Annotated in this window: 21 protein-coding genes; 16 read left to right on the plus strand and 5 right to left on the minus strand. The window is 72.4% G+C overall.

The features are described from left to right. Positions 1-138 precede the first annotated feature (138 nt). Positions 139-2,538 (minus strand): DUF1015 family protein, encoded by a 2,400-nt coding sequence (locus tag HD595_RS34525; RefSeq protein WP_253776464.1) that lies wholly within the window; start codon positions 2,536-2,538, stop codon positions 139-141. Here HD595_RS34525 and HD595_RS34530 point away from each other — a divergent pair. Continuing rightward, a complete protein-coding gene (locus tag HD595_RS34530) occupies positions 2,515-2,937 on the plus strand; it encodes a tetratricopeptide repeat protein (protein WP_253776466.1) in 423 nt (140 codons plus the stop codon). The genes HD595_RS34525 and HD595_RS34530 overlap by 24 nt on opposite strands. A gap of 244 nt (positions 2,938-3,181) precedes the next feature. Continuing rightward, on the plus strand, positions 3,182-4,153 hold the full coding sequence (locus tag HD595_RS34535) for an HAD-IIA family hydrolase (protein ID WP_253776468.1): 972 nt from the start codon (positions 3,182-3,184) through the stop codon (positions 4,151-4,153). A gap of 34 nt (positions 4,154-4,187) precedes the next feature. Here HD595_RS34535 and HD595_RS34540 read toward each other — a convergent pair whose 3' ends face one another. Then, complete coding sequence (locus HD595_RS34540) at positions 4,188-4,532, minus strand: SCP2 sterol-binding domain-containing protein (protein WP_253776469.1); 345 nt, start codon at positions 4,530-4,532, stop codon at positions 4,188-4,190. Positions 4,533-4,677: 145 nt separating this feature from the next. Between HD595_RS34540 and HD595_RS34545 the strand changes: the two genes are divergently transcribed. The 13 genes from HD595_RS34545 (at position 4,678) to HD595_RS34605 (ending at position 18,141) form a co-directional block, all read left to right on the plus strand. Continuing rightward, positions 4,678-4,836 (plus strand): hypothetical protein, encoded by a 159-nt coding sequence (locus HD595_RS34545; RefSeq protein WP_175601170.1) that lies wholly within the window; start codon positions 4,678-4,680, stop codon positions 4,834-4,836. Further along, on the plus strand, positions 4,833-5,645 hold the full coding sequence (locus tag HD595_RS34550; protein ID WP_253776471.1) for a TlyA family RNA methyltransferase: 813 nt from the start codon (positions 4,833-4,835) through the stop codon (positions 5,643-5,645). Before HD595_RS34545 ends, HD595_RS34550 begins: the two co-directional genes overlap by 4 nt. Next, the gene (locus HD595_RS34555; protein ID WP_253776473.1) at positions 5,642-6,541 is read left to right on the plus strand and encodes an NAD kinase; all 900 of its coding nucleotides are present in this window, start codon (positions 5,642-5,644) and stop codon (positions 6,539-6,541) included. Before HD595_RS34550 ends, HD595_RS34555 begins: the two co-directional genes overlap by 4 nt. A 30-nt stretch (positions 6,542-6,571) precedes the next feature. Beyond that, complete coding sequence (recN, locus tag HD595_RS34560; RefSeq protein WP_253776475.1) at positions 6,572-8,323, plus strand: DNA repair protein RecN; 1,752 nt, start codon at positions 6,572-6,574, stop codon at positions 8,321-8,323. A gap of 96 nt (positions 8,324-8,419) precedes the next feature. Further along, the gene (gene steA / locus HD595_RS34565; protein WP_253776477.1) at positions 8,420-9,616 is read left to right on the plus strand and encodes a putative cytokinetic ring protein SteA; all 1,197 of its coding nucleotides are present in this window, start codon (positions 8,420-8,422) and stop codon (positions 9,614-9,616) included. Then, entirely contained in the window at positions 9,613-10,584 is a 972-nt protein-coding gene (locus HD595_RS34570) for a copper transporter (RefSeq protein WP_253776479.1), read from the plus strand. The genes steA and HD595_RS34570 overlap by 4 nt, the downstream gene beginning before the upstream one ends. A 1-nt stretch (position 10,585) precedes the next feature. Beyond that, entirely contained in the window at positions 10,586-11,437 is an 852-nt protein-coding gene (locus HD595_RS34575) for a hypothetical protein (RefSeq protein WP_253776481.1), read from the plus strand. Positions 11,438-11,821: 384 nt separating this feature from the next. Then, complete coding sequence (gene murJ / locus HD595_RS34580; RefSeq protein ID WP_253776489.1) at positions 11,822-13,465, plus strand: murein biosynthesis integral membrane protein MurJ; 1,644 nt, start codon at positions 11,822-11,824, stop codon at positions 13,463-13,465. 94 nt (positions 13,466-13,559) lie between these two features. Further along, a complete protein-coding gene (locus HD595_RS34585; RefSeq protein ID WP_253776491.1) occupies positions 13,560-15,107 on the plus strand; it encodes a glycosyltransferase in 1,548 nt (515 codons plus the stop codon). A gap of 175 nt (positions 15,108-15,282) precedes the next feature. After that, complete coding sequence (locus tag HD595_RS34590) at positions 15,283-16,269, plus strand: TerC family protein (protein ID WP_253776493.1); 987 nt, start codon at positions 15,283-15,285, stop codon at positions 16,267-16,269. Between the two features lie 105 nt (positions 16,270-16,374). Then, the gene (locus HD595_RS34595; protein ID WP_175589650.1) at positions 16,375-17,016 is read left to right on the plus strand and encodes a phosphatidylserine decarboxylase; all 642 of its coding nucleotides are present in this window, start codon (positions 16,375-16,377) and stop codon (positions 17,014-17,016) included. Further along, the gene (pssA, locus tag HD595_RS34600; protein ID WP_253776495.1) at positions 17,003-17,827 is read left to right on the plus strand and encodes a CDP-diacylglycerol--serine O-phosphatidyltransferase; all 825 of its coding nucleotides are present in this window, start codon (positions 17,003-17,005) and stop codon (positions 17,825-17,827) included. The genes HD595_RS34595 and pssA overlap by 14 nt, the downstream gene beginning before the upstream one ends. Before the next feature lie 41 nt (positions 17,828-17,868). Beyond that, positions 17,869-18,141, plus strand: a complete 273-nt coding sequence (locus HD595_RS34605) for a hypothetical protein (RefSeq protein ID WP_175589648.1) — start codon at positions 17,869-17,871, stop codon at positions 18,139-18,141. Between the two features lie 25 nt (positions 18,142-18,166). Here HD595_RS34605 and HD595_RS34610 read toward each other — a convergent pair whose 3' ends face one another. Together HD595_RS34610 and HD595_RS34615 are read right to left on the minus strand one after the other, a co-directional pair. Next, complete coding sequence (locus HD595_RS34610) at positions 18,167-18,823, minus strand: MBL fold metallo-hydrolase (protein WP_253776497.1); 657 nt, start codon at positions 18,821-18,823, stop codon at positions 18,167-18,169. Further along, positions 18,820-19,626, minus strand: coding sequence for a maleylpyruvate isomerase family mycothiol-dependent enzyme (locus tag HD595_RS34615; protein ID WP_253776499.1), 807 nt, complete (start codon positions 19,624-19,626; stop codon positions 18,820-18,822). Before HD595_RS34615 ends, HD595_RS34610 begins: the two co-directional genes overlap by 4 nt. A 282-nt stretch (positions 19,627-19,908) precedes the next feature. Between HD595_RS34615 and uvrA the strand changes: the two genes are divergently transcribed. Next, a complete protein-coding gene (gene uvrA / locus HD595_RS34620; protein WP_253776501.1) occupies positions 19,909-22,749 on the plus strand; it encodes an excinuclease ABC subunit UvrA in 2,841 nt (946 codons plus the stop codon). Here uvrA and HD595_RS34625 read toward each other — a convergent pair. After that, positions 22,746-23,591 (minus strand): DUF2306 domain-containing protein, encoded by an 846-nt coding sequence (locus tag HD595_RS34625; RefSeq protein WP_253776503.1) that lies wholly within the window; start codon positions 23,589-23,591, stop codon positions 22,746-22,748. The genes uvrA and HD595_RS34625 overlap by 4 nt on opposite strands. Between the last annotated feature and the right edge of the window lie 59 nt (positions 23,592-23,650).

The following is a 23,650-nucleotide window of genomic DNA, read 5'->3' on the forward strand; positions in this document are numbered from 1 at the left end:
GGGAAACGCGTGTCCGCGGTGCGCCGAAAGGCCACCGACGGGTTGGGCACGCCCGAGGGAGCGGCAGACGTAGTCCCTGGGGTCCACCTTCACAGGAGCTCGCCCTATGGAGGTGAACTCGCTGGTCGGAGGGTCGGGTCAGCCGGTGGCGAAGGTGCGCAGGACCAGGCCGGTTCGGGGCTTGGGGCCGAAGGAGGTGGATTTGCGAGGCACGCGCTCGCCGGACGCGGCGACCGCGAGCACCTCGGCGACCAGGAGCGGCTTGAGGATCACCGCTGTTCCGCCCGCCTGCACGGCCTGCTCCACCGCGGCGTGTGCGTCGTGGTGGACGATCCGTACCGTCTGGTCGTCGTCGCGCACACCCCACACCTTGGGCATCAGGAACTCCGTCAGGATGGAGGTGTTCAGTGCGTTCCACCGGTCCGAGCGGTCGGCGGGCATGGCGCGGGCCAACTGCATCGGGTCGGGATCGGTCAGCAGATGGGCTCCGCCTTCACCCGCCACCAGGAACGCGAGACCGGGAGCTGCGTCGAGCGCGGCCAGGCCCGCGGCCAGGTCGGGATACTCGTGGACCCGCCACGAGCCCCTCGCCTTGGAGACCGCCTCAGCCAGAGGCAGCCCCGGGATGACCCGATGGATGGCCTTGAGGTCAGGCGGATAGGCCGTGGCGTCGACGAGCAAGGCCAGGCCGAAGTCCCAGGGGCCGGAGGGCGGCCGTCCCGTCTCGGCCTGCTCTGGAGCGCCTTGGGCAACGGCACGAGAGCTGGTGCCGTCGCCCGGTGAGGTCACACGAGTCGCCGTCTCGTCTCCACGCGTTGATGCCGCTGGGGTCGGCTCGCTTTCGCCGGCTGATGCCTGCGGGGTCCTCGTCTCGCCTTCGCCGGCTGGCTGCGGGGTCCTCGTCTCGCCTTCGCTGGCTGATGCCCTAGGAGTCTTCGGCTCGCCGTCGTCTGCTGATGCCTCACGGGAACCAGATCCCGCTTCGCTCGCTGAGGCGTCGTGAGTCTTCGATCCTGCGCTGCCTGCTGAGGGAGTAAGAGTTGCCCAGGCGCTGTGGTCCGGCGAGGCGTCATGAGGCGTCACGGCGTCTTGGGCTGCCAGGGCGTTAAGGATGCGAGAGGCCCCCGGCGAGGGCTGCTCCGCGGGCAACGGCGGCCGTGTCGGCGCGGTCGTCGGGTTGCCGGTCTGGGCGCGGGCCGTGTGTTCCTGGCGTTGCAGGACGCGGTACGTGGCGTACCGGTGATGGCCGTCCGCGATCAGGGCTTGGCGCGGGCGCAGGTCGGCGTTGATCGCGGCGATCTCCGAGCTGTCGGTGATCGCCCACAGGCGGTGGGTCAGGCCGTCCTCGGTCCTGGCCACGACCAGGGGCTCACGGGTGGTGGCCACCTCGTCCACGAGACGCGTCGCCTGTCCGTCGTTCCCGTCGTAAAGGAGGAAGATGGGTTCAAGGTTGGCCTGGGTGGTGCTCATGAGAGCGAGCCGGTCCGCCACGGGGCCGGGGAAGACGTGCTCGTGCGGCAGGATGACGCCCTGCGTCGGGTCGGCGATGCCCACGTCGCCGATGAGGCCGCGCTGCAGGACCGTCGGGCCGCTCTGCTCGTACACGTACAACGCTGGAAGGTCGTCCGTCACCAGGATGCCCGCGTCGAGCCAGGCGCGCAGGGTGTCGCGGGCCTCCGCGTAACGCGTTCCGTCGACCCCGGGCATCCGCTGCGCGAAACCGTGCTCGTCCGGGCTGCCCTCGTCTCGCGTCACAGGGCTGGTCGTCGCACCGGCCCCGACCGGGCTGTCCGCGCCTCGCGTCCGCGGGATGTTCGCGTCGGGCGTCTCTGTCCCGCTCGTGTGGCGGGCCTGTGCGCTGTTCGCGTCCTGCGCCCCCAGGCTGGCCGCGTCCCCCGTCTGCGGGCTGTGCGCGTCTGGCTCCCCTGGCCTGTTCATGCCTCGGGTCTGGGGGGTGTTCGCGTCCGACGTCTCAGTCGTGCTCGTGGGCCGGGCCTGCGGGCTGTCGGGATTCGGCTCCTCCACCGCGTCAGTGCCTGGCGTCTCCGAGGCGCTCATGTCCCGCCGCCCAGCGTCCCGGGATGCGTCCGGATGCCTCTGAGCATCGTCGGCGGCTTCCCGGGCGTCAGGGGTCCCTACCGGTCCGCCGTGCGCTGGGACGGCCTCGGAAGTGTCCGAAGGGGTCTCCACGCGTACCGGCGGTGTGGTGGGGCGGGGAAGGATGAGGCGTACCACGTTGTTCGGATGAGAGTGCAGCAATGCCCGGACGTCGTCGTCCGAGATCAGGTCGTACGGCGGGGACGTGACCTTGGCGGGGTCGTCCACGGCGAAACGGACGCCGCGGAAGGGGCGCAGCACCAGCCCAGCGGGCACCGGCAGTTCAGGACTCCCCATATCGGGCATGCTCCCATAAACATCCGAGTCTTCCAGAAGCCGCCCCAGCACCCCCGCCGCGTCCGACTCCGTGGCGAGCCGAGCGGAGCCGTCGTCCGCCGATGAAGGAGGCCTCACGCAATGGTCCAAGGAAGAAACGTCCACGATGATTCCCCCGGCGCCCCCGAAGGTGACGTTTACGACTGGTACCAGCGTGGGGTGAAGCTGCTCAAGGACGGCAGCCCGGCCGCGGCGGCCGCGCTGCTGGAGCGGGCGGCTCTGGCCGAGCCCGAGTCGCGCAGCATTCTGGAGGCGTTGGCGCGGGCGCAGTTCAACTCGCGGCAGTACGCGGAGGCGGCGGAGAGTTTCCGGCAGATCGTGGACGCCAACCCGGCTGAGGATTACGCCCATTTCGGGCTTGGATTGGCGCTGTGGCGCACCGGTGACATCGAGGGCGCTCAGGAGCCGCTGGCCATCGCCGTGGCGATGCGTCCCGACGAGAGGCACTACGTGTCGGCGTTGAAGAGTGTTCGGGCGACGTTGCGCGCCCGGCGGGAGATGTGACGGGCGAGGACTGCCGGCGGAGCGTCTCTTCCCCTTCGCGTTCGCGGCCGTGTGAGCCGGGAAGAGCGTCGCCGTGTGAGGAGGCGCGCGGGAGGGGTCACGGCGACGGCCTGGGCGGGTGGTCACGCGCGAGGGGCGGCGACGGCGGCGCTATTGTCTCGGTGATGGCGCCGGCGCACAGCCACTCGCGGCCGGCGTGCGGCCACCAGCGCTCGGCGGCCCCACCGCGACCGGAAGGCGACCCGTGCTGATCGACGGCTACGACACCCTGCTGCTCGACCTCGACGGCGTGGTCTACCTCGGCAGCCACGCCGTTCCCGGCGCCCCCGAGGCGCTGGCGGAGGCCCGCGCCGGGGGCGTCCGGCTCGCGTACGTGACCAACAACGCCTCACGCACCCCCGCCGCCACCGCCGCCCACCTGCGCGAGCTGGGCGTTCCCGCCGTCGCCGACGACGTGGTCACGTCGGCGCAGGCCGCCGCGCGGCTGGTGTCCGAGCGGGTGCCGGCGGGCTCGAACGTGCTGGTCGTCGGCGGCTCCGGGCTGCGCATGGCCGTACGGGACCGGGGACTCAGGCCGGTGACCACCGCGATGGACGCGCCCGCCGCCGTCGTGCAGGGCATCGCGCCCGGCCTGTCGTACGGGCTGCTGGCCGAGGGCGCCCTGGCCGTGCGGCAGGGCGCGCTGTTCGTGGCGTCCAACGGCGACAGCACCATGCCGACCGGCCGCGGCGAGCTGCCCGGCAACGGCGCGATGGTGCGGGTGATCGCCGCCGCCACGGGGGTGGAGCCGGTGTACGCGGGCAAGCCCGACCCGCCGCTGCACCGCGAGTCCATGATCCGTACCGGGGCGGAGCGGCCGCTGGTCGTGGGCGACCGGCTCGACACCGACATCGAGGGCGCCACCAACGCGGGCGTCGACAGCCTGCTCGTGCTCACCGGCGTGGCGACGCCGCTCGACCTGCTCACGGCCCCGCCGGAGCACCGGCCCACGTACGTCGCCGAGGGGCTCGGCGCGCTGTCGCGACCGTACCCGGAGGTGCGCGACGGCGTCTGCGAGGGCTGGCGGGCCCGCTGGCAGGACGGCGCGCTGCGGCTGGAGGGCGACGGCAGCCCGATCGACGGCCTGCGCGCCGCCTGCGACGCCGTCTGGGCGGCCGTGGGGGAGCGGCGGGCCGAGGAGGACGCGGTCAAGCACGCCCTCGACCGCCTCGGGTGAACGACACCAACCCTCCGGTCATGCTCGCGACACGTCAGAGGAGCCGGCGCAGGCGCAGCAGGTCGCCGAAGCTGGCGTCGATCTTCACCCGGCCGCCCAGCAGCGCCCGCGCCAGGTCCAGCTCCCCCTCCACCAGGGCCACGAGGTCGTCACTGCCGATCGTCAGCCGCACGTCGGTCCGCCCGTCCGCGGGCGGCTCCTCCACGAACGGGTCGAGCCCGTCGTGGTGCAGCCGCCCGTAGAAGGTCACGCCCAGGTCGGACACGCGGCAGCTCACCGAGCGCTCCACCACGTGACGCGCGCGGTCCTCCGCGTCGATCTCGTCGAACTGGGCGACGAGCTTGACCAGTGCCGCCCGGCACTCCTCGACGCTTGCCATGGTGTCCACCCTTTCGCTCACCTTTACGCACGCCTGACCTTCACCGACGTAGGGTTCCACATCGGTGGCATGCCGTATGCCCCGTCAACGTGTGACACACCCGCGATGGTGCCTGGGCGCTCGCGGGAGGCGTTAACGTCGTCTCATGAGTGCGCTGCCAGAGGAGACCGGGGACGAGCGGGTCGACGCGGTCGTCGCGGGGCTCGGCCGGCTGGCCGGCCTGCCGGTGAGCGAGCACGTCGCGGTGTTCGACGAGGCGTTCGCCGGGCTCGAGGCCACCCTCGCGGCCGTGGACGACCAGTGAGCCGCAGGATACGCCTGGACAGCGAGATGGTGCGCCGCGGGCTGGCCAGGTCGCGCGAGCAGGCCGTGCAGCTCATCGAGGCGGGCCGGGTCAGCGTCGGCGGGCAGCGGGCGGGCAAGCCCGCCACCCAGGTCGACACCGCCTCGCCCATCGTCGTCGCCGAGTCGGCCGAGGGACCCGACTACGTCTCGCGCGGCGCGCACAAGCTGCTCGGCGCCCTCAAGGCGTTCGGCGGGCTGACCGTCGAGGGGCGGCGCTGCCTCGACGCCGGCGCCTCCACCGGTGGCTTCACCGACGTGCTGCTGCGCAACGGCGCCGCCCGCGTGCTCGCCGTCGACGTCGGCTACGGCCAGCTCGCCTGGTCGCTGCGCACCGACGAGCGGGTCACCGTGATGGAGCGCGTCAACGTGCGCGACCTCACCCCCGACATGGTCGGCGAGCCGCCGTCGCTGGTGGTGGGCGACCTGTCGTTCATCTCGCTGCGGCTCGTGCTGCCCGCGCTGGCCGGAGTGGCCGCCCCGGCGGCCGACCTGGTGATGCTGGTCAAGCCGCAGTTCGAGGTGGGCAAGGACCTCGTCGGCGCCGGCGGCGTGGTGCGCGACCCCGCGCTGCGGGCCCGCGCCGTGCGCGACGTGGCCGCCCGCGCCCTGGAGCTCGGGCTGACGGTACGCGGCGTGACGGCCAGCCCCCTGCCGGGCCCCTCGGGCAACGTGGAGTACCTGCTCTGGATGGGCAAGGGAGAGGGCGCGCCTCCGGTGGAGGACCTGGAGGCCGCGATCGAGCGCGCCGTCGAGGAAGGGCCGCGATGAACCGTACCGTCCTGGTCACCGTGCACACCGGGCGCGAGGCCGCCGTCGAGAGCGCCCGCCTGGTCATCGACCGCCTGGTCGACGCCGGGATCACGGTCCGCGTGCTCGACACGGAAGCAGACGACATCGGCTGCGCGGGCGCCGATGTGGTGCCGAGCGACCCGGCCGCCACCAAGGACGCCGAGGTCATGATCGTGCTGGGCGGCGACGGCACGCTGCTGCGCTCCGCCGAGCTGGCCCGGCCCGCCGGCACGCCGCTGCTGGGCGTCAACCTGGGACACGTCGGGTTCCTGGCCGAGGCCGAGGTGGCCGATCTCGCCGCGGCCGTCGACAGCGTCGTCGCGGGCCGCTACGACGTCGAGGAACGCATGACGATCGACGTCCTCGCCCGCCAGAACGGCCAGATCATCGCCGACACCTGGGCCCTCAACGAGATGTCGGTGGAGAAGCGCGACCGCATGCTGGAGGTCGTGGCCGAGATCGACGGCCGCCCGCTGTCGCGCTGGGGCTGCGACGGCGTGATCTGCGCCACCCCCACCGGCTCCACCGCCTACGCCTTCTCCGCGGGCGGCCCCGTGGTGTGGCCAGAGGTGGAGGCCCTGCTCATGGTGCCGATCAGCGCCCACGCGCTGTTCGCCCGGCCGCTGGTGGTCTCGCCCCGCTCCACGCTGGCGGTCGAGACGCTGCCCGACACGCCCGGCGGGGTGTTGTGGTGCGACGGGCGGCGCCGCTTCGACCTGCCCTCGGGCACGCGGGTGGAGGTCCGCCGCAGCGCCCGTCCCGTGCGCCTGGCGCGGCTGCACGGGGTCGAGAGCACCGGCGCGCCGTTCACCGACAGGCTGGTCGCCAAGTTCGAACTACCCGTTCAGGGCTGGCGCGGAAGGGTGCGTCCCTGAGTGAATGGGCTGTGAGGCGCGTAGGATCACATGCGCACTGGTGTTCGGATTCAGGAGCGACGGGAGTGGGCAGTGCGACCTAGGGTCGAGGAGGTCCGCATCCAGGGACTCGGCGTCATCGATGAGGCCGTGCTCGAGCTTTCGCCGGGGTTCAACGTGGTCACCGGCGAGACCGGGGCCGGCAAGACGATGGTCGTCACCGGGCTCGGCCTGCTGTTCGGCGGCCGGGCCGACCCGTCGCGCATCCGGCCGGGGGCCGAGCGCGCCGGTGTCGAGGGCACGCTCGTCATCGAGCCCGGCGGCCGGGTCGCCCAGCAGGTGGAGGACATCGGCGGCGACGTCGAGGACGGCGAGCTCATCATCTCCCGCACGGTCTCGGCCGAGGGGCGCTCACGCGCCTGGCTGGGCGGGCGGGGCGTGCCGGTTGGCACCCTGACGTACCTGGCCGACGACCTGGTCGCCGTGCACGGGCAGATGGACCAGCAGCGCCTCCTGCAGCCCGCCCGCCAGCGCGCCGCGCTCGACCGCTACGCCGGCAACGACCTGGTCAAGCCGCTGCGCGCCTACACCCAGGCGTACAAACGGCACAAGCAGGTCGCGGCGCTGCTCGACGAGCTGACCACCCGGGCCCGTGAGCGGGCGCAGGAGGCCGACCTGCTGAGGTTCGGCCTGGAGGAGATCGAGAAGGTCGACCCCAAGCCGGGCGAGGACGTCGAGCTGCGCGGCGAGGAGGAGCGGCTCTCGCACGCCGACGCGCTGCGCGGGGCGGCGACCGGCGCCCACGCCGCCCTGCTCGGCGACCCCATGCAGGCGATCGACGGCGCGCGCGACGTGATCTCCCTGCTCGGCGAGGCCCGCGCGGCCATCGACGCGGTCCGCGACTTCGACGCGGAGCTGGCCGGCATGGCCGACCGGCTGGCCGAGGCCGGCTACCTCGTCTCCGACGTGGCCACCGACCTGGCCGCCTACGCCGAGTCGATCGAGGCCGACCCGGCCCGGCTCGCCGTCGTGCAGGAACGCCGGGCGCTGCTGTCCGGTCTGGTCCGCAAGTACGGCGAGGACGTCACGGGCGTCCTGGAGTGGGCGCGGAGCTCGGCGGCCCGCCTGACCGAGCTGGAGGGCGACGACGAGCGCATCGAGGAGCTCACGCGCGAGCACGAGGAGCTGACGGCCCGGCTCACCGAGCTGGCGGCCGAGCTCACCCGCGTGCGCGAGGTCGCGGCCGAGCGCTTCGGCCACGCCGTCACCGAGGAGCTGGCCGCGCTCGCGATGCCGCACGCCAGGGTCGTGGTGCAGCTCACGCGGGCCGCCGAGTTCGGGCCGGAGGGCGTCGACGAGGTCGAGCTGCGCATGGCCGCCCATCCCGCCGCTCCGCCGCTCCCGCTCACCAAGGGCGCCTCCGGCGGCGAGCTGAGCCGGGTCATGCTGGCCATCGAGGTGGTCTTCGCGGGCGCCGACCCCGTGCCGACGTTCGTGTTCGACGAGGTCGACGCCGGGGTGGGCGGCAAGGCCGCGGTCGAGATCGGCCGCCGGCTGGCCCGGCTGGCGCGCACCGCGCAGGTGATCGTGGTCACCCACCTGCCGCAGGTGGCCGCGTTCGCCGACCAGCACCTGGTGGTGGAGAAGGCCAGTGACGGCAGCGTCGTGCGCAGCGGCGTCGTCACGCTCGACCACGAGGGCCGCGTGCGCGAGCTGTCGCGGATGCTGGCCGGACTGGAGGACTCCGAGCTGGGCCGGGCGCACGCCGAGGAGCTCCTGGAGCTGGCCGCCGCGGAGCGATGACCTGGAGCCCCGACCTGTGACGACCTGCTGTGACAAAGCGGACACGCATCGTGATGATGGGCCGTTCAGCTGTTTCCCTCTGGCAGGATGTTCTTGATGAAGGTTCCGGGAAGCAGGATGCCGGGCCTCCGCGTCAGGAAGGTCGAGGACCTTCCCGGTGTCACGGCAGTGGCGAGAATCGATCGGCGGACGAAGAGGCTGACCAAGCGCCTCCAGCCCGGTGAGATCGCGATCATCGATCACGTCGACGTCGACCGGGTCAGCGCGGAGGCGCTCGTGGCATGCGGTGTCGCGGCCGTGGTCAACGTCGCGGCCGGCATCTCCGGCCGCTATCCCAACCTGGGGCCCCAGATTCTGCTGGAGGCCGGGGTGCCCTTCATCGACAACGCCACGCCCGAGCTGTTCGAACGGATCAAGGACGGCGACGTCGTCCGCGTCCACGAGGGCGTCGTCCACCTCGACGACGAGGTGGTCGGCAAGGGCGAGGAGCAGACGGCCGAGGCCGTCGAGGCCGCCATGGCCGAGGCCCGCGCCGGGCTCGCGGTGCAGATCGAGGCGTTCGCCGTCAACACGATGGAATACGTCCGCGGCGAGGGCAAGCTGCTCATCGACGGCGTCGGGGTGCCCGAGATCCGCACCCCGATGGAGGGCCGGCACGTCCTCATCGTGGTGCGCGGCTACCACTACAAGGAGGACATCGCCACCCTCCGCCCCTACATCCGCGAGTACCGCCCCGTCCTCATCGGCGTCGACGGCGGGGCCGACGCGCTGCTGGAGGCCGGCTACCTGCCCGACGTCATCGTCGGCGACTTCGACTCGGTCTCCACCAAGGCGCTGAGCTGCGGCGCGGAGCTGGTCGTGCACGCCTACCGCGACGGGCGCGCCCCCGGCCTCGAACGCGTCCACCAGCTCGGCCGCGAAGCCGTCATCTTCCCCGCCACGGGCACCAGCGAGGACATCGCGATGCTGCTGGCCGACGACAAGGGCGCCGAGCTCATCGTCGCCGTCGGCACCCACGGCACCCTGGAGGAGTTCCTCGACAAGGGCCGCTCGGGCATGGCCAGCACCTTCCTCACCCGGCTGCGCATCGGCAGCAAGCTCATCGACGCCAAGGGCGTCAGCCGGCTGTACCGCAGCCGCATCTCCACCCCGCAGCTGCTCCTGCTCGTGATCACCGCGCTGATCACGATGGGGGTCGCGCTGTTCATCTCGCCGATCGGCCAGACCTGGCTGAACGGTCTGCAAGACGCGTGGAACGCGTTCATCTTCTGGCTGGTCGGACTCTTCTCGTGATCGATTTCCGCTATCACCTCGTCTCCATCGTCGCCATCTTCCTGGCGCTGGCCGTGGGCATCGTCATGGGCACCACGCTGCTGCAGTCGCCCGCGATCGAGACCGCCAAGAAGACCAGCGACCTCATGGCCAAGACCAACAACGACCTGCGCTCCGAGCTCGACGCCCGCCGCGTCAGGGAGGCCGCCGACGACGCGTTCGTCTCGGCGTTCACCCCGCGGCTGGTCGCCGGCGAGCTGAACGGCGAGCGGGTGCTGCTCGTCGAGGCGCCCGGCGCCAGCAGCACCTACCGCGAGGCGCAGCAGCAGGTGCTCCTCCAGGCGGGCGCCGCCATCACCGGCCGGGTCACGCTCAACGAGAAGTTCCTCGACGCCAAGAACCAGGGCGTGATCGACGGGCTCGTCACCCAGCTCAAGCCGGACGACATGGCCCTGGCCCCCTCCACCAACGCCTACGACAAGGCCGCCGCGCTGCTCGCGGCCACCCTCATGACCACCGACCAGGCGCAGGCCGGCACCGCCAACCCCGCCACCGCGGCCGTGCTCGGCGGGTTCGAGGCGGGCGGCCTGCTCACCGTCGACGACGAGCCGGCCAAGCGGTCCACGCTCGTCGTCATGTTCGCGCCCGAACGCCCCCTCGACGGCGAGAACGCCGAGCCGCAGGCCGCCGCCCTGCTGTCCCTCGCCCGCGGCCTCGACGCCGCCGGCAAGGGCACCGTCATCGCCGGCAGCGTCAACGCCGCCTCGGCCGGCGGCCTCATCACCGCCGCGCGCGACGAGAGCGACGTGACCAAGCGCGTCTCCACCGTCGACACCGTCGACATGCCCGCGGGCCGCACCGCGATCGTCTACGCTCTGCGGGAGCAGCTCAACGGGCGGGCCGGCCAGTACGGCGTCGGCGCCAACGCGACCGCGCCCATGCCCGCCGTGCCCAACCCCACCACCACCCCCACCTCCTCAGGGAGCTGACATGGCCCGTGGCCTGCTCCACGCGCTCGCCGGCGCCGCCCTCGGCGTCGTCGCCGCCCGCGCCGCCTACACTCTTCTCACCCGGAACAGGCCCCAGGACCCGGGCGACCGCTGGACCCGCAAGAACCACCGCGGCGAGCCCATCACCCTGCTCGAAGGCCCCGCGTTCGTCGCCGGAGCCGCCGCGGCCACCGCGCTCGCGCCTGGCCTGCCCGCGCGCGCCCGCATCGCGGCGCTGCTGGCCGGAGGCGGCAGCGGAGCGCTCGGCGCCTACGACGACCTGTACGGCACCACCTCCTCCAAGGGCTTCAAGGGCCACCTGAGCGCGCTCGCCCGCGGCGAGGTCACCAGCGGGGCCGTCAAGATCCTCGGCATCGGCGCGACCGGGCTCGGCGCCGCCGCGCTCGTCTCCCGCGGCCCCGCCGACACGCTCGTCAACGGCGCGCTCATCGCCGGATCGGCCAACCTCGCCAACCTCTTCGACCTGCGGCCCGGCCGGGCCATCAAGGTGGGCCTGCTCACCGGCGGCCCGCTGCTGGCCGCCGCCCTGCTGCGCGGGCGGCCGGTGGGGGCCGCGCTGGCCGCCGTGCCGCTCGGCGCCGCCGCCGCGCTGCTGCCCGACGACCTCGGCGAGCGGGCCATGCTCGGCGACGCGGGCGCCAACGCCCTCGGCGCCCTGGCCGGCCTCGCGGCGGTCACCACGCTGGAGCGGCCGGGCCGGCTGGTGGTGCTCGGCACCGTGGCCGCGCTGACGGCGGCCTCCGAGAAGATCAGCTTCACCAAGGTCATCGCGGGCAACCCGGTGCTCAACCGCATCGACATGCTGGGCCGCCGTCCGGTCGACCCCGCGTGACCGACGCCGTGTGACTGATGCTGTGTGACTCATGGTGTGTGACCGACGTGCCGCCGGTCGAGCCGGGGTCCCAGATGGCGGGAGTGTCGGTGCGGCCTGCCAGGATGTCAGCGTGATCGGGGGTCTGGTGATGCGCGCGGGCGCGGCTTCGCGGCGGTCCCGTGAGCTGAACGTGCCGCGCGTGCCTTCACGTCCGGCCGCGTGCCGGGGGCGCGTGGTGACGGCGCGCCCTTGCCTTGGAGGTCGCGAAGGGTGTGTCGTGACGGCGCGCTCTTGCCTTGGAGGTCGCGAAGGGTGTGTCGTGACGGCGCGCTCTTGCCTTGGACGTCGCGAGGGGCGTGTCGTGACGGCGCGGCCGACCTTGGATCTCGCGAGGGGCGCGTCGTGACCGCGCGGCTGGCGCGGGGCGTCGCCGGGGGCGCCATGCTCATCGGCGCGATCACGATCCTCGCCCGCGTGGCCGGCTTCGCCAAGCAGTACGCCTTCGCCCGCACCGTCGGCACCAACTGCCTGGCCAGTGCCTACTTCACGGCCAACCAGATCCCCAACATCATCTTCGAGGTCGTCGTCGGCGGCGCGCTGGCCGGCATGGTCGTGCCCGTCCTGGCGGGAACGGCCACCTCCCAGGACGACGGCGCCGGGCGCGCGCGGGTGGAGGCGATCAGCTCCGCCCTGCTCACCTGGGTGCTGCTCGTGCTCGTCCCGCTGGGCGCGCTCACCGCGCTGCTGGCCGGTCCGCTCGTCGAGGTGTTCTTCGGCGCCCAGGTGAAGGGCTGCGACCTCGCCGACATCCAGGCCGTGGCCGCGCGCATGCTCGTCGTCTTCGCGCCCCAGATCCCGCTGTACGGGGTCGCGGTCGTGCTCTACGGCGTGTTGCAGGCGCACAAGCGGTTCGCCGGGCCCGCGCTGGCGCCCCTGGTGTCGAGCATCGTGGTCATCGTCGCCTACCTGCTGTTCGTCCCGCTCAGCGGCGGCTGGGCCGAGAGCGGCGACGCGCGGGCCGGCCTGTCCGCGCTGCCGGGCCCGGCCGAGCTGGCCTTGTCGGTGGGCACGAGCCTCGGCGTGCTCGCCCTCGTGCTCACCGTGGTGGGCCCGATCGCCGGGCTCGGGCTGCGCTGGCGGCCCTCGCTGCGCTTCCCGCCGGGCGTGGCCGTACAGGTGCGGCGGCTGGCCCTGGCCGGGGTGGCCGCGCTGCTCGCCCAGCAGGCCGCCATGGTCGTCGTGCTGCTGCTGGCCAACAAGGCCGTCGGCACCGGCGCGATCGCGGTCTACAACTACGCGTGGGCGATCTACCTCGTGCCGTACGCGGTGCTGGCCGTGCCCATCGCCACCAGCGCCTTCCCCCGGCTGTCGGCGCGTGCCGAGGCGGGCGAGACGCAGGCGTTCGCCGACCTGGCGGCCGGAGCGACGCGCGCGGTGGTGATCGTGTCCGGGCTGGCCGCCGGCGTCCTGGCGGCCACCTCGGAGCCGGGCGCGGCGGTGTTCCTGTGGACCAAGAGCGAGGTGCGGCCCGACGAGCTGGCGCGCACGATCGCGCTGTTCGCGCCCGGCTTGGTCGGCTACGGGCTCATCGCCCACCTCAGCCGCGTCCTGTACGCGGCGGGGCGCGGCCGGGCCGCGGCCACGGGCACGGTCGCCGGGTGGCTGGTGGTGATGGTCGCGCAGACGGTGTTCGCGCTGACGTTCCCCGACGGCTGGCGGATCGCCGGGATGGCGCTGGGCATGAGCGTGGGCATGACGGCGGGGGGTGTGCTGCTGCTGGTGTCGGTCGTACGCGTGCGGGGACGCGGCGCCGCGGCCGGCCTGGGGCGCGCCGGGGCGGCGGCGGTCGCGGGCGGCCTGGCCGGTTACCTCGCCGGGGCCGGGGTCGTGGCGGTGCTCGGCGCCGAGAGCTTCTGGGGGCAGATCGGGGCGGTGCTGGCCGGGGCGGTCGCGGCGCTGGCCGCGGGCGGGCTCGTGGTGGCGCTGGTGGACCGGGCCGACGCCACGGCGGTGGCGGGGACGCTCGTACGGGCGAGACGTGGCTGAGGCGCCCTGAAAATCTACTTTGTAAAGGCGCCCGCCCGGGAGATGGCTGCTGGGGGAGCGTCGGTGAGAAGCGGCAGGTAAGGGAGGAGTGGCGGTGCGGGTGGCATTCGTGCTGGGCACCACGTCCGGCGGCACCGGCAGGCATGTTCGCATGTTGGCCGCCGGGCTGGTGCGGCGCGGGCACCGGGTCCTGGTGGCGGGGCCGCCGAGCGTCGAGGAGAGCTTCGCCTTCACAGAGGTGGGCGCCCGGTTCGTCCCGATCCGGGTCTCGGATCGGCCGCATCCGCTCCACGACGCGCGCTCGGTGCTGGTTCTCCGGCGACTGACCAGGGGCGCCGACGTGGTGCACGCGCATGGCCTGCGCGTCGGCGCCCTCGCCGCGCTCGCCCTTCCCGGCCGCGCCGCGCTCCTGACCGGGGGAGGCGGCGCGCCGGGGACGTCGGGGCAGGCGATGGGGCGCAGGCTGGGGTCCGGCTCCGAGCCCGAGTCCGGCTCCGGGTCCCAGCCCGAGCTCGGCTCCGAGTCCGAGTCCGGCTCTGAGTCCGAGTCCGGCTCCGAACCCGAGTCCGGTTCCGGGCCCCAGCCCGGGCTCGGCTCTGAGTCCGAGTTCGGCTCCAGGTCCCAGCCCGGGTCCCAGCCCGGGCCCGGGCCCGGGTCCGGGTCCGGCTCCGAATTCGGGTCCGGCTTCGGCTCCCGTTCTGGGTCAGGCTCCGGGGCCGGGGCTGCGGCTGCCGCTCGGGCTGGGCGGGGGCGGCCGGTGCTCGTCGTGACGCTGCACAACGCGCTCACCGCCGGAGGGTTCGTCGGGGCGGTCTACGGGGCGCTCGAACGTGTCGTGGCCCGTCGCGCCGACCACGTGCTCGTCGTCTCACCGGACCTGGGCGAGCGGATGCGCGCGCTCGGGGCCCGCGACGTACGGCCCGCAGTGGTGCCCGCCCCGGTGCCGAGGCCGGCCAAGAGGGCGCCCGAGGAGGTGCGCGCCGAACTGGGCGCAGGGCGCCGGCCCATCGTGCTGACTCTCGCCAGGCTCGCCCAGCAGAAGGGCCTGGAAACCCTCCTCGACGTCGCCCGCGGCCCTTGGCCACCTGCAGAATCCGGCGGAGGCCCCGGCGGCAAGGACACCAGTGGTGAAGGCGCCGGTACTGAGGGCCGCGGTGGCGAGGCCCGAGGTGGTGAGGGCCAAGGTCGCGAGGAGCGCGGTGCGGGGGCGGGTCCGTTGTTCCTCATCGCGGGTGACGGGCCCCTGAGGGGTGCGTTGCAGGCCAGGATCGACGCCGAGCGGCTGCCCGTGCGGCTGCTCGGGTGGCGCGACGACGTGCCCGACCTGCTGGCCGCGGCCACCGTCGTCGTCTGGCCGAGCCGCTGGGAGGGCCAGCCGCTCAGCCTCAGCGAGACCCTGATGGTCGGCCGCCCCGTGGTCGCCACCGCCGTCGGCGGCGTGCCCGACCTGCTGGGCGGGGCGGGCAGGCTGGTCCCGTACGGCGACGCCGCCGCGATGCGCGCCGCCGTACGCGAACTGGTGGAAGACCCTGAGGAGGCGGCGCGGGCGGCCGCGCGGCGCGGCGCCGAGCTGCCGGGCGAGGATGACGCCGTGGACAGTGTTCTGTCCGTATACCGGGCCGCTACAGCGGGGGATGATTAGGCGGACCTTACGCGTTCTCATATACTGCGTGCGTTAGGGAGGGGAGTATCCCTTCGCGGCAGCCTCGTCATCACGGTGCAGCCCCGCTCCACGGGGCCCCCGGGGCTGCCGGTCCGCTGATCGAGGCGGGCGGGAGAGACCTCCGGCAGTCAGTTCTGCATGCCGGAGGAAAGACGTGACCGTACCCGTGTGGGCCTATATCGCCGTCATCGGCGGTCTTCTCGTGGTCCTGGCAGTGGACCTGTGGATCGTCGACCGTGGCGAGGCGCGCGAGTTCTCGATGCGCCAGGCAGGCTACTGGGTCACGTTCTACGTCGCTCTGGCGGTGCTGTTCGGCGGTCTGCTGTGGGCCACGATGGGGCCCGACAAAGCGGGTGAGTTCTTCGCCGGATACATCACCGAGTACAGCCTGAGCGTCGACAACCTGTTCATCTTCTTCATCATCATGAGCAGGTTCGCGGTGCCCCGCGCCTACCAGCACAAGGTGCTGCTCGTCGGCATCGTGCTGGCGCTGGTCATGCGCGGCATGTTCATCGCGCTCGGCGCCGCCGCCCTGCAGCGGTTCAGCTGGCTGTTCTACGTGTTCGGGGCGTTCCTCCTCTACACCGCCTTCACCATCGTGCGCGACCACCTCAAGGACGAGGACGAGGACTTCAACGAGAACCTCCTGCTGCGGTGGGTGCGCCGGGCGTTCCCCACGACGGAGGGCTACGTCGGCTCCAAGATCACCGCCAAGATCGACGGCCGGCGCATGGTCACCCCGATGCTCATCGTGATGGTCGCGATCGGCTCCACCGATCTGCTGTTCGCGCTCGACTCGATTCCGGCGATTTTCGGGCTCACCACCGACCCGTTCATCGTCTTCACCGCCAACGCGTTCGCCCTGATGGGACTGCGTCAGCTGTACTTCCTGCTGGGTGGTCTGCTGCAGCGGCTTGTTTACATCAGTTACGGTTTGGCGTTCATCCTCGGGTTCATCGGGGTTAAGCTGGTATTGGAAGCCCTGCACGCCAGCGGGGTCTCCTGGGCGCCCGAGATCCCCATCTGGCTGTCCCTCACGGTCATCGGCGGCACCATGGTCATCACCACCGTGGCCTCCCTGATCAAGGCCCGTGTCGACAGCCGCCGTAGCGAGGAAAGCAGTCCTACCGGGGCTAGCTAAATGGCTTTCGAGGCGCTTTGCTTGTGTAGTCGCGCCGTGTAATAGTTGCTGACTCTGTAACATCACGGCAAAGCGCCCAGTCCAGTCATTCACCAAAGGTTGTCCGTGTCAGACGATTCTGCCAAGACGAGCCGGATCCGGCTCGCACGCGGGGTGTCCCCGTGGCTCCTCCCGACCGTGGCCTCCGCCGCCGCGACCGCGCTGCTCGCGCGCAGGGACCGCCGATGGGCGCTCGCGGCGGTGCCGCTGAGCGCTCTGACCGGGGGCATGCTCTGGTTCTTCCGCGACCCCGAACGGGTTCCCGGGTTCGGCCGCATCCTGTCTCCCGCCGACGGCGTGGTGCAGAGCATCGACCCGTGGCCGGACGGCCGCACCCGTGTCGCGATCTTCATGAGCCCGCTGAACGTCCACGTCAACCGGGCGCCTCTTGCGGGAAATGTCACGTCCGTGCAGCATGTGGCGGGTGGGTTCCTGCCGGCTTTCAACAAGGACAGCGACCAGAACGAGCGCGTGGTGTGGCATTTCGAGACCGCGCTCGGCGACATCGAGATGGTGCAGATCGCGGGCGCGGTGGCGCGCAGGATCGTGCCGTACCTGAGCGCGGGGGCCAAGGTCGAGCAGGCCGAGCGCATCGGCCTCATCCGGTTCGGCTCCCGGGTGGACATCTACCTTCCCGAAGGGATCTCTCCCGCCGTGTCGGTGGGGGAGAAGACGGTTGCGGGGGTGACCAGAATTGACCACGGCTGACGCCGGAAGCTGGCAGGCCGAAGAGGAGGAGCAGCCCCGCGGGCCGGTCGGCAAGGCGTTCCGGCTCTCCGCGGCCGACTCGCTCTCCCTGGGCAACGCGCTCTGCGGCTTCCTCGCGGTCTGCGTCCTCGCCTCCTCGGCGATCCGCTCGCTGCAGGAGGGCGACGGGTTCAGGCCCGCTCCCAGCTACTTCGCGACCGCGGTGGTGCTGCTGCTCATCGGCGCCACCTGCGACCTGTTCGACGGTCTCGTCGCCCGGCGTTTCCGCGCCTCGGCGATGGGCGCCGAGCTGGACAACCTCGCCGACGTGATCAGCTTCGGGTTCGCGCCCGCGTTCATGATCGTCATCTGGGGCGGCTTCACGCCGAACATCCCGTTCCCCGCCGTGCTGGTGGCCGCGGGCGCGGTGCTGCTCGCCGGCGTCGTACGGCTGGCGAGATTCGCCTGCGTGAAGACCAAGAGCGGCGACTTCATGGGCCTGCCCATCCCCATGGGCGCCATGACGGTGATCTCGATCGTGCTGCTGTTCGAGCCGAGCATCCCCGCCCTGCTCGGGGTGCTGGGCGTGGCCTGGCTGATGGTCAGCCGCATCGAGTACCCCAAGCCGAAGGGGCAGCTCGCCGCCGTCGTCCTCGGCTGGATCATGGTCAACGTGGCCTTCCTGGCCTTCTGGGTCGCTTGGCCCGAGGGCGGCGACCTGCCGATCAAGATCGGCGCCTCGATGCAGATCGCGCTCGTCGCGGCGATCCCGCTGCGGGTGCTGTTCTACAAGCGGGAGCAGCGCAAGGAAGCCGAGCGCGTCGGCGACTGACGCCCACCGCACGTCCGGGCACCCGACGGATGGAGCCGCCCATGCCGGACACTCCACGCGAGCACACCCGTACGTACTTCCTCGGCAAGCTGGCCCAGGAGCTGGAGGCGCGCGGCCTGGCCGTCACGCTGCGCGCCCACCCTCCGGCGCTGCGGGTCAGCGACCCCGACACGGCGCTGCTGGCCGAGACCGTCGACTGCGTGCCGTTGTCGGACGGCTGGTTCTACCGGTGGTCGTGGGGCGAGATCGTCGGGCTGGCCGACGACCCGGGTCTGGCGGCGCACCGCATCGCCCGGGTGCTGACCGGCCGCTGACCGGCGCCGATCCACCGCCCGCGGGTCACCACCCGCGGGCTTTCCATTCCGGCAGCGACGGACGCTCGGCGCCCAGCGTCGTGTCCTTGCCGTGGCCCGGGTAGATCCACGTCTCGTCGGGCAGCCGGTCGAAGATCCGCTCCACCACGTCGGCGTAGAGCTGCTCGAAGCGCTCGGGGTCGTTCCACGTGTTGCCCACGCCGCCCGGGAACAGCGAGTCGCCGGTGAACAGGTGCTTGTCGTCGCCGCCGCCGTCGTACAGCAGCGCGATCGAGCCGGGCGTGTGGCCGCGCAGGTGGATCACCTCCAGCGTCACCACGCCGACCGTGATCCGGTCGCCGTGCTCGACCTCGCGGTCCACCGGCACGGGCAGCGCGGGCGCGTCGAGCGGATGGGCGATCGTCTGCGCGCCCGTCACCTTGGCCACCTGCTCCAGGGCCTGCCAGTGGTCGCCGTGCTGGTGGGTGGTGACGATGGCGCTGAGCGGTTGGTCGGCGATCAGCGCGAGCAGCCGGTCGGCCTCGGCCGCCGCGTCGATGAGCACCCCGTCGCCGGTCTCGTTGCAGCGCAGCAGGTAGGCGTTGTTGTCGTACGGTCCGACGGCGAGCTTGCCGATCGTCAGCTTCGGCAGCTCGCGCACGTCGGCAGGGCCGCCGACCTGGACGTCGCCTGTGTACGTCATGGGTAGTCCTCCGGGGGCGTCGCGGGCAGGTCAGCCGGAGCGGGCATGGTCAGCCACGGCGGCGCCGCGGGAAGTTCCGGGCCCGCCGGGCCGGGCACGGACGACTGCCCCTCCAGCACCACCCTAACCCCCTCACCCGCTGATCTGCCGGTGAGCCAGGCCAGCATGTCCGCCGGACGGCCCGCCACGACCGGCCCCGCGCCGAGATCGCGGCAGAACGCCGGGAGCGTCCCGTCGTCCGGCACGTCCAGGAGGCGGATGCCGCCCACCGTGCTCTCCCCGTACGGCCAGCACCGCAGGCAGTCGCGCAGCTCCCGCAGGACGAACCGCTCCGGCCAGTCGGCGGGGCCGTACCCCGCGCCGAGGTCCACGTGGTGCATGCCGAGCTCGCGCAGCCGCCTGACCAGGACGTACCAGGCCGGGTGCGGCGGCGGGCGCAACGCCTCCACCGGCGAGCCCCACGCCTCCGGCGGCATCCGCTCGACGAGCGCGTCCAGCCGCGCCGAGCTCTCCCGCAGGTCGGCGAGCTGCTCGGCCGCCGGGCGGCGGGCGCCGGCCTCGATCTCCGCGTCGCGGGCGGCGCCATTCGTGTACTGCGGGACCCGCACGCCGGTCCTGGCCCAGGTCAGGAGGTTGACGAGGCTGTCGGCGTTGCGGGCCACGTGGGTGAGGACGTGGCCGCGGGTCCAGCCGGGCAGGCGGGAGGGTGCGGCGAGGTCGTCGTCGCGCAGCGCCGCCGCGGTGCCGAGGAGAGCCGAGGTGGCCGAGGCCAGCTCAGCCCGTAAAGTCGCAACAACCGTCATGCCAGATATTTCAGCATCTGCGGGGTCGAGGGCCGGCGGCGGGCATAAAAGGGCAGGTCATGGCGTTGATGTGGGAAGGTCTCCTGCCGCGAGCGAGGCCGTCCCCGGAAGGCCCCCAGCCGTGAGGGAGGCCGACCTGGGAAGGCCTCCTGTCGCGAGCGGGCAGGCCGTACTCTGAGAGGGACGGATTTTCGGGGGGGCGGCATACGGCCCGCCGAAATTGTCGGTGCCCCCGTCTACCATCCCCGTGGACCTATCCGCCTTCTTGACATCGGGATCGCTGTGGCAGACCGCCTCCTCGTGCGTGGTGCGCGCGAACACAACCTCAAAGACGTCTCGCTGGACCTCCCGCGAGACTCTCTGATCGTCTTCACCGGCCTGTCCGGTTCGGGCAAGTCGAGCCTCGCCTTCGACACGATCTTCGCCGAGGGCCAGCGGCGCTACGTCGAGTCCCTCTCGGCCTACGCCCGCCAGTTCCTCGGCCAGATGGACAAGCCCGACGTCGACTTCATCGAGGGCCTGTCGCCGGCGGTGTCGATCGACCAGAAGGCCACCAGCAAGAACCCCCGCTCCACGGTCGGCACCATCACCGAGGTCTACGACTACCTGCGGCTGCTGTGGGCGCGCATCGGCAAGCCGCACTGCCCGGTCTGCTCCCGCCCGATCGCCCGGCAGATGCCGCAGCAGATCGTCGACCGGGTCATGGACCTGGAGGAGGGCACCCGCTTCCAGGTGCTCGCCCCCGTCATCCGCGGCCGCAAGGGCGAGTACACCGAGCTGTTCCGCGAGCTGCAGACCAAGGGCTTCGCCCGCGCCCGCGTCGACGGCACGGTGGTGCGCCTGGAGGAGCCGCCGACGCTGAAGAAGTACGAGAAGCACGACATCGAGGTCATCGTCGACCGCCTGTCGGTCAAGGAGTCGGCGCGGCGCCGGCTCACCGACTCCGTCGAGACCGCCCTGCAGCTGTCTGGCGGCACGATCACCCTCGACTTCGTCGACCTGCCCGACGACGACCCCAACCGCGAGCGGTTCTACTCCGAGCACCTCTACTGCCCCTACGACGACCTGTCGTTCGAGGAGCTGGAGCCGCGCTCGTTCTCCTTCAACTCCCCGTTCGGCGCCTGCCCCGAGTGCACCGGCCTCGGCACCAAGATGGAGGTCGACCCCGAGCTGGTCGTCCCCGACCCCGAGCGCACGCTGCGCGAGGGCGCCCTGCACCCCTGGTCCGGCGGCCACACCAGCGAGTACTTCGTCCGGCTGGTCGAGGCGCTCGGCCACACCATGGGCTTCACGCTCGACACCGCCTGGGAGAAGCTGCCGAAGAAGGCGCAGAAGGCGCTGCTGTCCGGCCACGACGAGCAGGTCCACGTCCGCTACAGCAACCGTTACGGACGCCAGCGCTCCTACTACACCACCTACGAGGGCGTCATCCCGTGGGTGCAGCGCCGGCACGCCGAGGCCGAGAGCGACGCGACGCGCGAGCGGTTCGAGGGCTACATGCGGGAGATCCCCTGTCCCGCCTGCCGGGGCACCCGCCTCAAGCCGGTCTCGCTGTCCGTCACCGTGTCCGGCCGCTCGATCGCCGAGGTGTCGGCCATGTCGATCGGCGAGTGCGCGGCGTTCCTGTCGGAGCTCACGCTGTCCGACCGCGACATGCAGATCGCCGAGCGGGTGGTCAAGGAGATCAACGCCCGTCTGGGCTTCCTGCTCGACGTCGGCCTCGACTACCTCACCATGGACCGCGCCGCCGCCACCCTGGCGGGCGGCGAGGCGCAGCGCATCCGGCTGGCCACGCAGATCGGCTCCGGCCTGGTCGGCGTCCTGTACGTCCTGGACGAGCCGTCGATCGGCCTGCATCAGCGCGACAACATGCGCCTGCTCGACACCCTGATCCGGCTGCGCGACATGGGGAACACCCTGATCGTGGTCGAGCACGACGAGGACACCATCGCCGCCGCCGACTGGGTCGTCGACATCGGCCCCGGCGCGGGCGAGCACGGCGGCCAGGTCGTCGTCTCCGGCACCGTGCCCGAGCTGCTGGCCAGCGAGGAGTCGCTGACCGGCCAGTACCTGTCCGGCCGCAGGAGCATCACCATCCCGGCCAAGCGCCGCAAGCGCGACCGCAAGCGGCAGATCACGGTCAAGGGCGCGCGCGAGCACAACCTCAAGGGCGTCGACATCGACTTCCCCCTCGGCCTGTTCACCGCCGTCACCGGCGTGTCCGGGTCGGGGAAGTCGACGCTGGTCAACGACATCCTGTACGCCGCCCTGGCCAAGGAGCTGCACGGCGCGCGCACGGTGCCCGGCCGCCACTCCCGCATCAACGGCATGGACCACGTCGACAAGGTCGTCCACGTCGACCAGTCGCCGATCGGGCGCACCCCGCGCTCCAACCCGGCCACCTACACCGGCGTCTTCGACCACGTCCGCAAGCTGTTCGCGGCCACCACCGAGGCGAAGGTCCGCGGCTACCAGCCGGGCCGCTTCAGCTTCAACGTCAAGGGCGGCCGGTGCGAGGCGTGCGCGGGCGACGGCACCATCAAGATCGAGATGAACTTCCTGCCCGACGTCTACGTCCCCTGCGAGGTCTGCCACGGCGCCCGCTACAACCGGGAGACGCTGGAGGTCCACTACAAGGGCAAGACCATCTCCGAGGTCCTCGACATGCCGATCGAGGAGGCCCTGGCCTTCTTCGACGCGATCCCGGCGATCAAGCGGCACCTGCAGACGCTGCACGACGTCGGCCTCGGCTACGTCCGGCTCGGCCAGCCCGCCACCACGCTGTCCGGCGGCGAGGCGCAGCGGGTCAAGCTCGCCTCCGAGCTCCAGCGCCGGCAGACCGGGCGGACGATCTACGTGCTCGACGAGCCGACCACCGGCCTGCACTTCGAGGACATCCGCCGGCTCCTCGGCGTCCTCGGCCGGCTGGTCGACGGCGGCAACACGGTGATCGTCATCGAGCACAACCTCGACGTCATCAAGACCGCCGACTGGATCATCGACATGGGGCCGGAGGGCGGCTCCCGGGGCGGCACCCTCGTCGCCGCGGGCACGCCCGAGGAGGTCGCCGTGGTCGAGGAGAGCCACACCGGCCGCTTCCTGCGCAAGATCCTCCAGCTCTAGCCGACCGGCGAGGCGGGTGTGCGCGTGGCGGCGCGGCGGCGGGCCCGCCGCCTGGCGTCGCCGCGCTCCAGCCACCACTCCGCCGCCAGCAGCGGCAGCACCCAGCCGAGCCAGCCGCCCAGCCCGGCGGCCGTCTGCGTGAGCAGCGCCCGGTCCCCGTGGTACGTCGTCATCAGCTCCGGCTCCAGGAGCACGAGGAGCACCGCCGTGTGGATGCGGTTGGTGATGATCGACATGGTGAGGGCGAAGCTGCGCACCATCCACCGGCGGTGCTCCACGAAGCCGCGCCGCCGGGCCGCCCGCCATCCGGCGATCGTGCAGCCCAGCCACAGCAGCGCCAGCAGCACGTTGCTGGCCCGGATGACGTGCCCGAACGGGGTGACCAGGCCGACCACCAGGCCCAGCAGCCCGGCCGGCAGGCAGCCGCCGAGCACGTACACACGGCCGACGAGCCGGTGCGCCCGGGGATGACGCTCGCGGAACCACGGCCAGACCTGCAGGCAGCCCGTCAGCATCGCCACCGAGCCGAACACCACGTGCAGCGACAGCACCACGTAGTGCGGAGGGAAGAACGCCGGGGCGGGCACGCGCGAGCGCGCCGGGTCGAGCGAGACGTACGGCGGCAGCGAGAAGGCCACGAACGCCACCGCCACCACGGCCAGCGGCGCCACCCACGGCCGCCGCCACCAGCGCGGACGCGCCCGTCCGGGCGGTCCCGGCCGTCCGGGCGGTCCCGGCCGTGCGGGCGGCGACGGCCGTGCGGCCGGCGGCTCCGCGGCGGCCGGGTGAGGGGACAGGGATGAGGTGGGGGAGGGTTCGGGCGAACCGGTGAGAGCGGTCATGGCGGCAGCATCGCCCGCCCCGCTGACCGATCACGCACCACCCGCTGACCGGACCGGAG

Origin of the sequence: Nonomuraea roseoviolacea subsp. carminata, assembly GCF_024172185.1 — a bacterium.
In the GTDB taxonomy this organism is placed as follows: domain Bacteria; phylum Actinomycetota; class Actinomycetes; order Streptosporangiales; family Streptosporangiaceae; genus Nonomuraea; species Nonomuraea roseoviolacea.

Excerpts from the sequence above, each read along its gene's own strand:
- HD595_RS34530 (WP_253776466.1), top strand. The coding sequence starts at position 2,515 with ATGGTCCAAGGAAGAAACGTCCACGATGATTCCCCCGGCGCCCCCGAA.
- HD595_RS34540 (WP_253776469.1), bottom strand. The coding sequence starts at position 4,532 with ATGGCAAGCGTCGAGGAGTGCCGGGCGGCACTGGTCAAGCTCGTCGCC.
- HD595_RS34545 (WP_175601170.1), top strand. The coding sequence starts at position 4,678 with ATGAGTGCGCTGCCAGAGGAGACCGGGGACGAGCGGGTCGACGCGGTC.
- HD595_RS34555 (WP_253776473.1), top strand. The coding sequence starts at position 5,642 with ATGAACCGTACCGTCCTGGTCACCGTGCACACCGGGCGCGAGGCCGCC.
- recN (WP_253776475.1), top strand. The coding sequence starts at position 6,572 with ATGCGCACTGGTGTTCGGATTCAGGAGCGACGGGAGTGGGCAGTGCGA.
- steA (WP_253776477.1), top strand. The coding sequence starts at position 8,420 with ATGAAGGTTCCGGGAAGCAGGATGCCGGGCCTCCGCGTCAGGAAGGTC.
- HD595_RS34575 (WP_253776481.1), top strand. The coding sequence starts at position 10,586 with ATGGCCCGTGGCCTGCTCCACGCGCTCGCCGGCGCCGCCCTCGGCGTC.
- HD595_RS34605 (WP_175589648.1), top strand. The coding sequence starts at position 17,869 with ATGCCGGACACTCCACGCGAGCACACCCGTACGTACTTCCTCGGCAAG.
- HD595_RS34610 (WP_253776497.1), bottom strand. The coding sequence starts at position 18,823 with ATGACGTACACAGGCGACGTCCAGGTCGGCGGCCCTGCCGACGTGCGC.
- HD595_RS34615 (WP_253776499.1), bottom strand. The coding sequence starts at position 19,626 with ATGACGGTTGTTGCGACTTTACGGGCTGAGCTGGCCTCGGCCACCTCG.
- HD595_RS34625 (WP_253776503.1), bottom strand. The coding sequence starts at position 23,591 with ATGACCGCTCTCACCGGTTCGCCCGAACCCTCCCCCACCTCATCCCTG.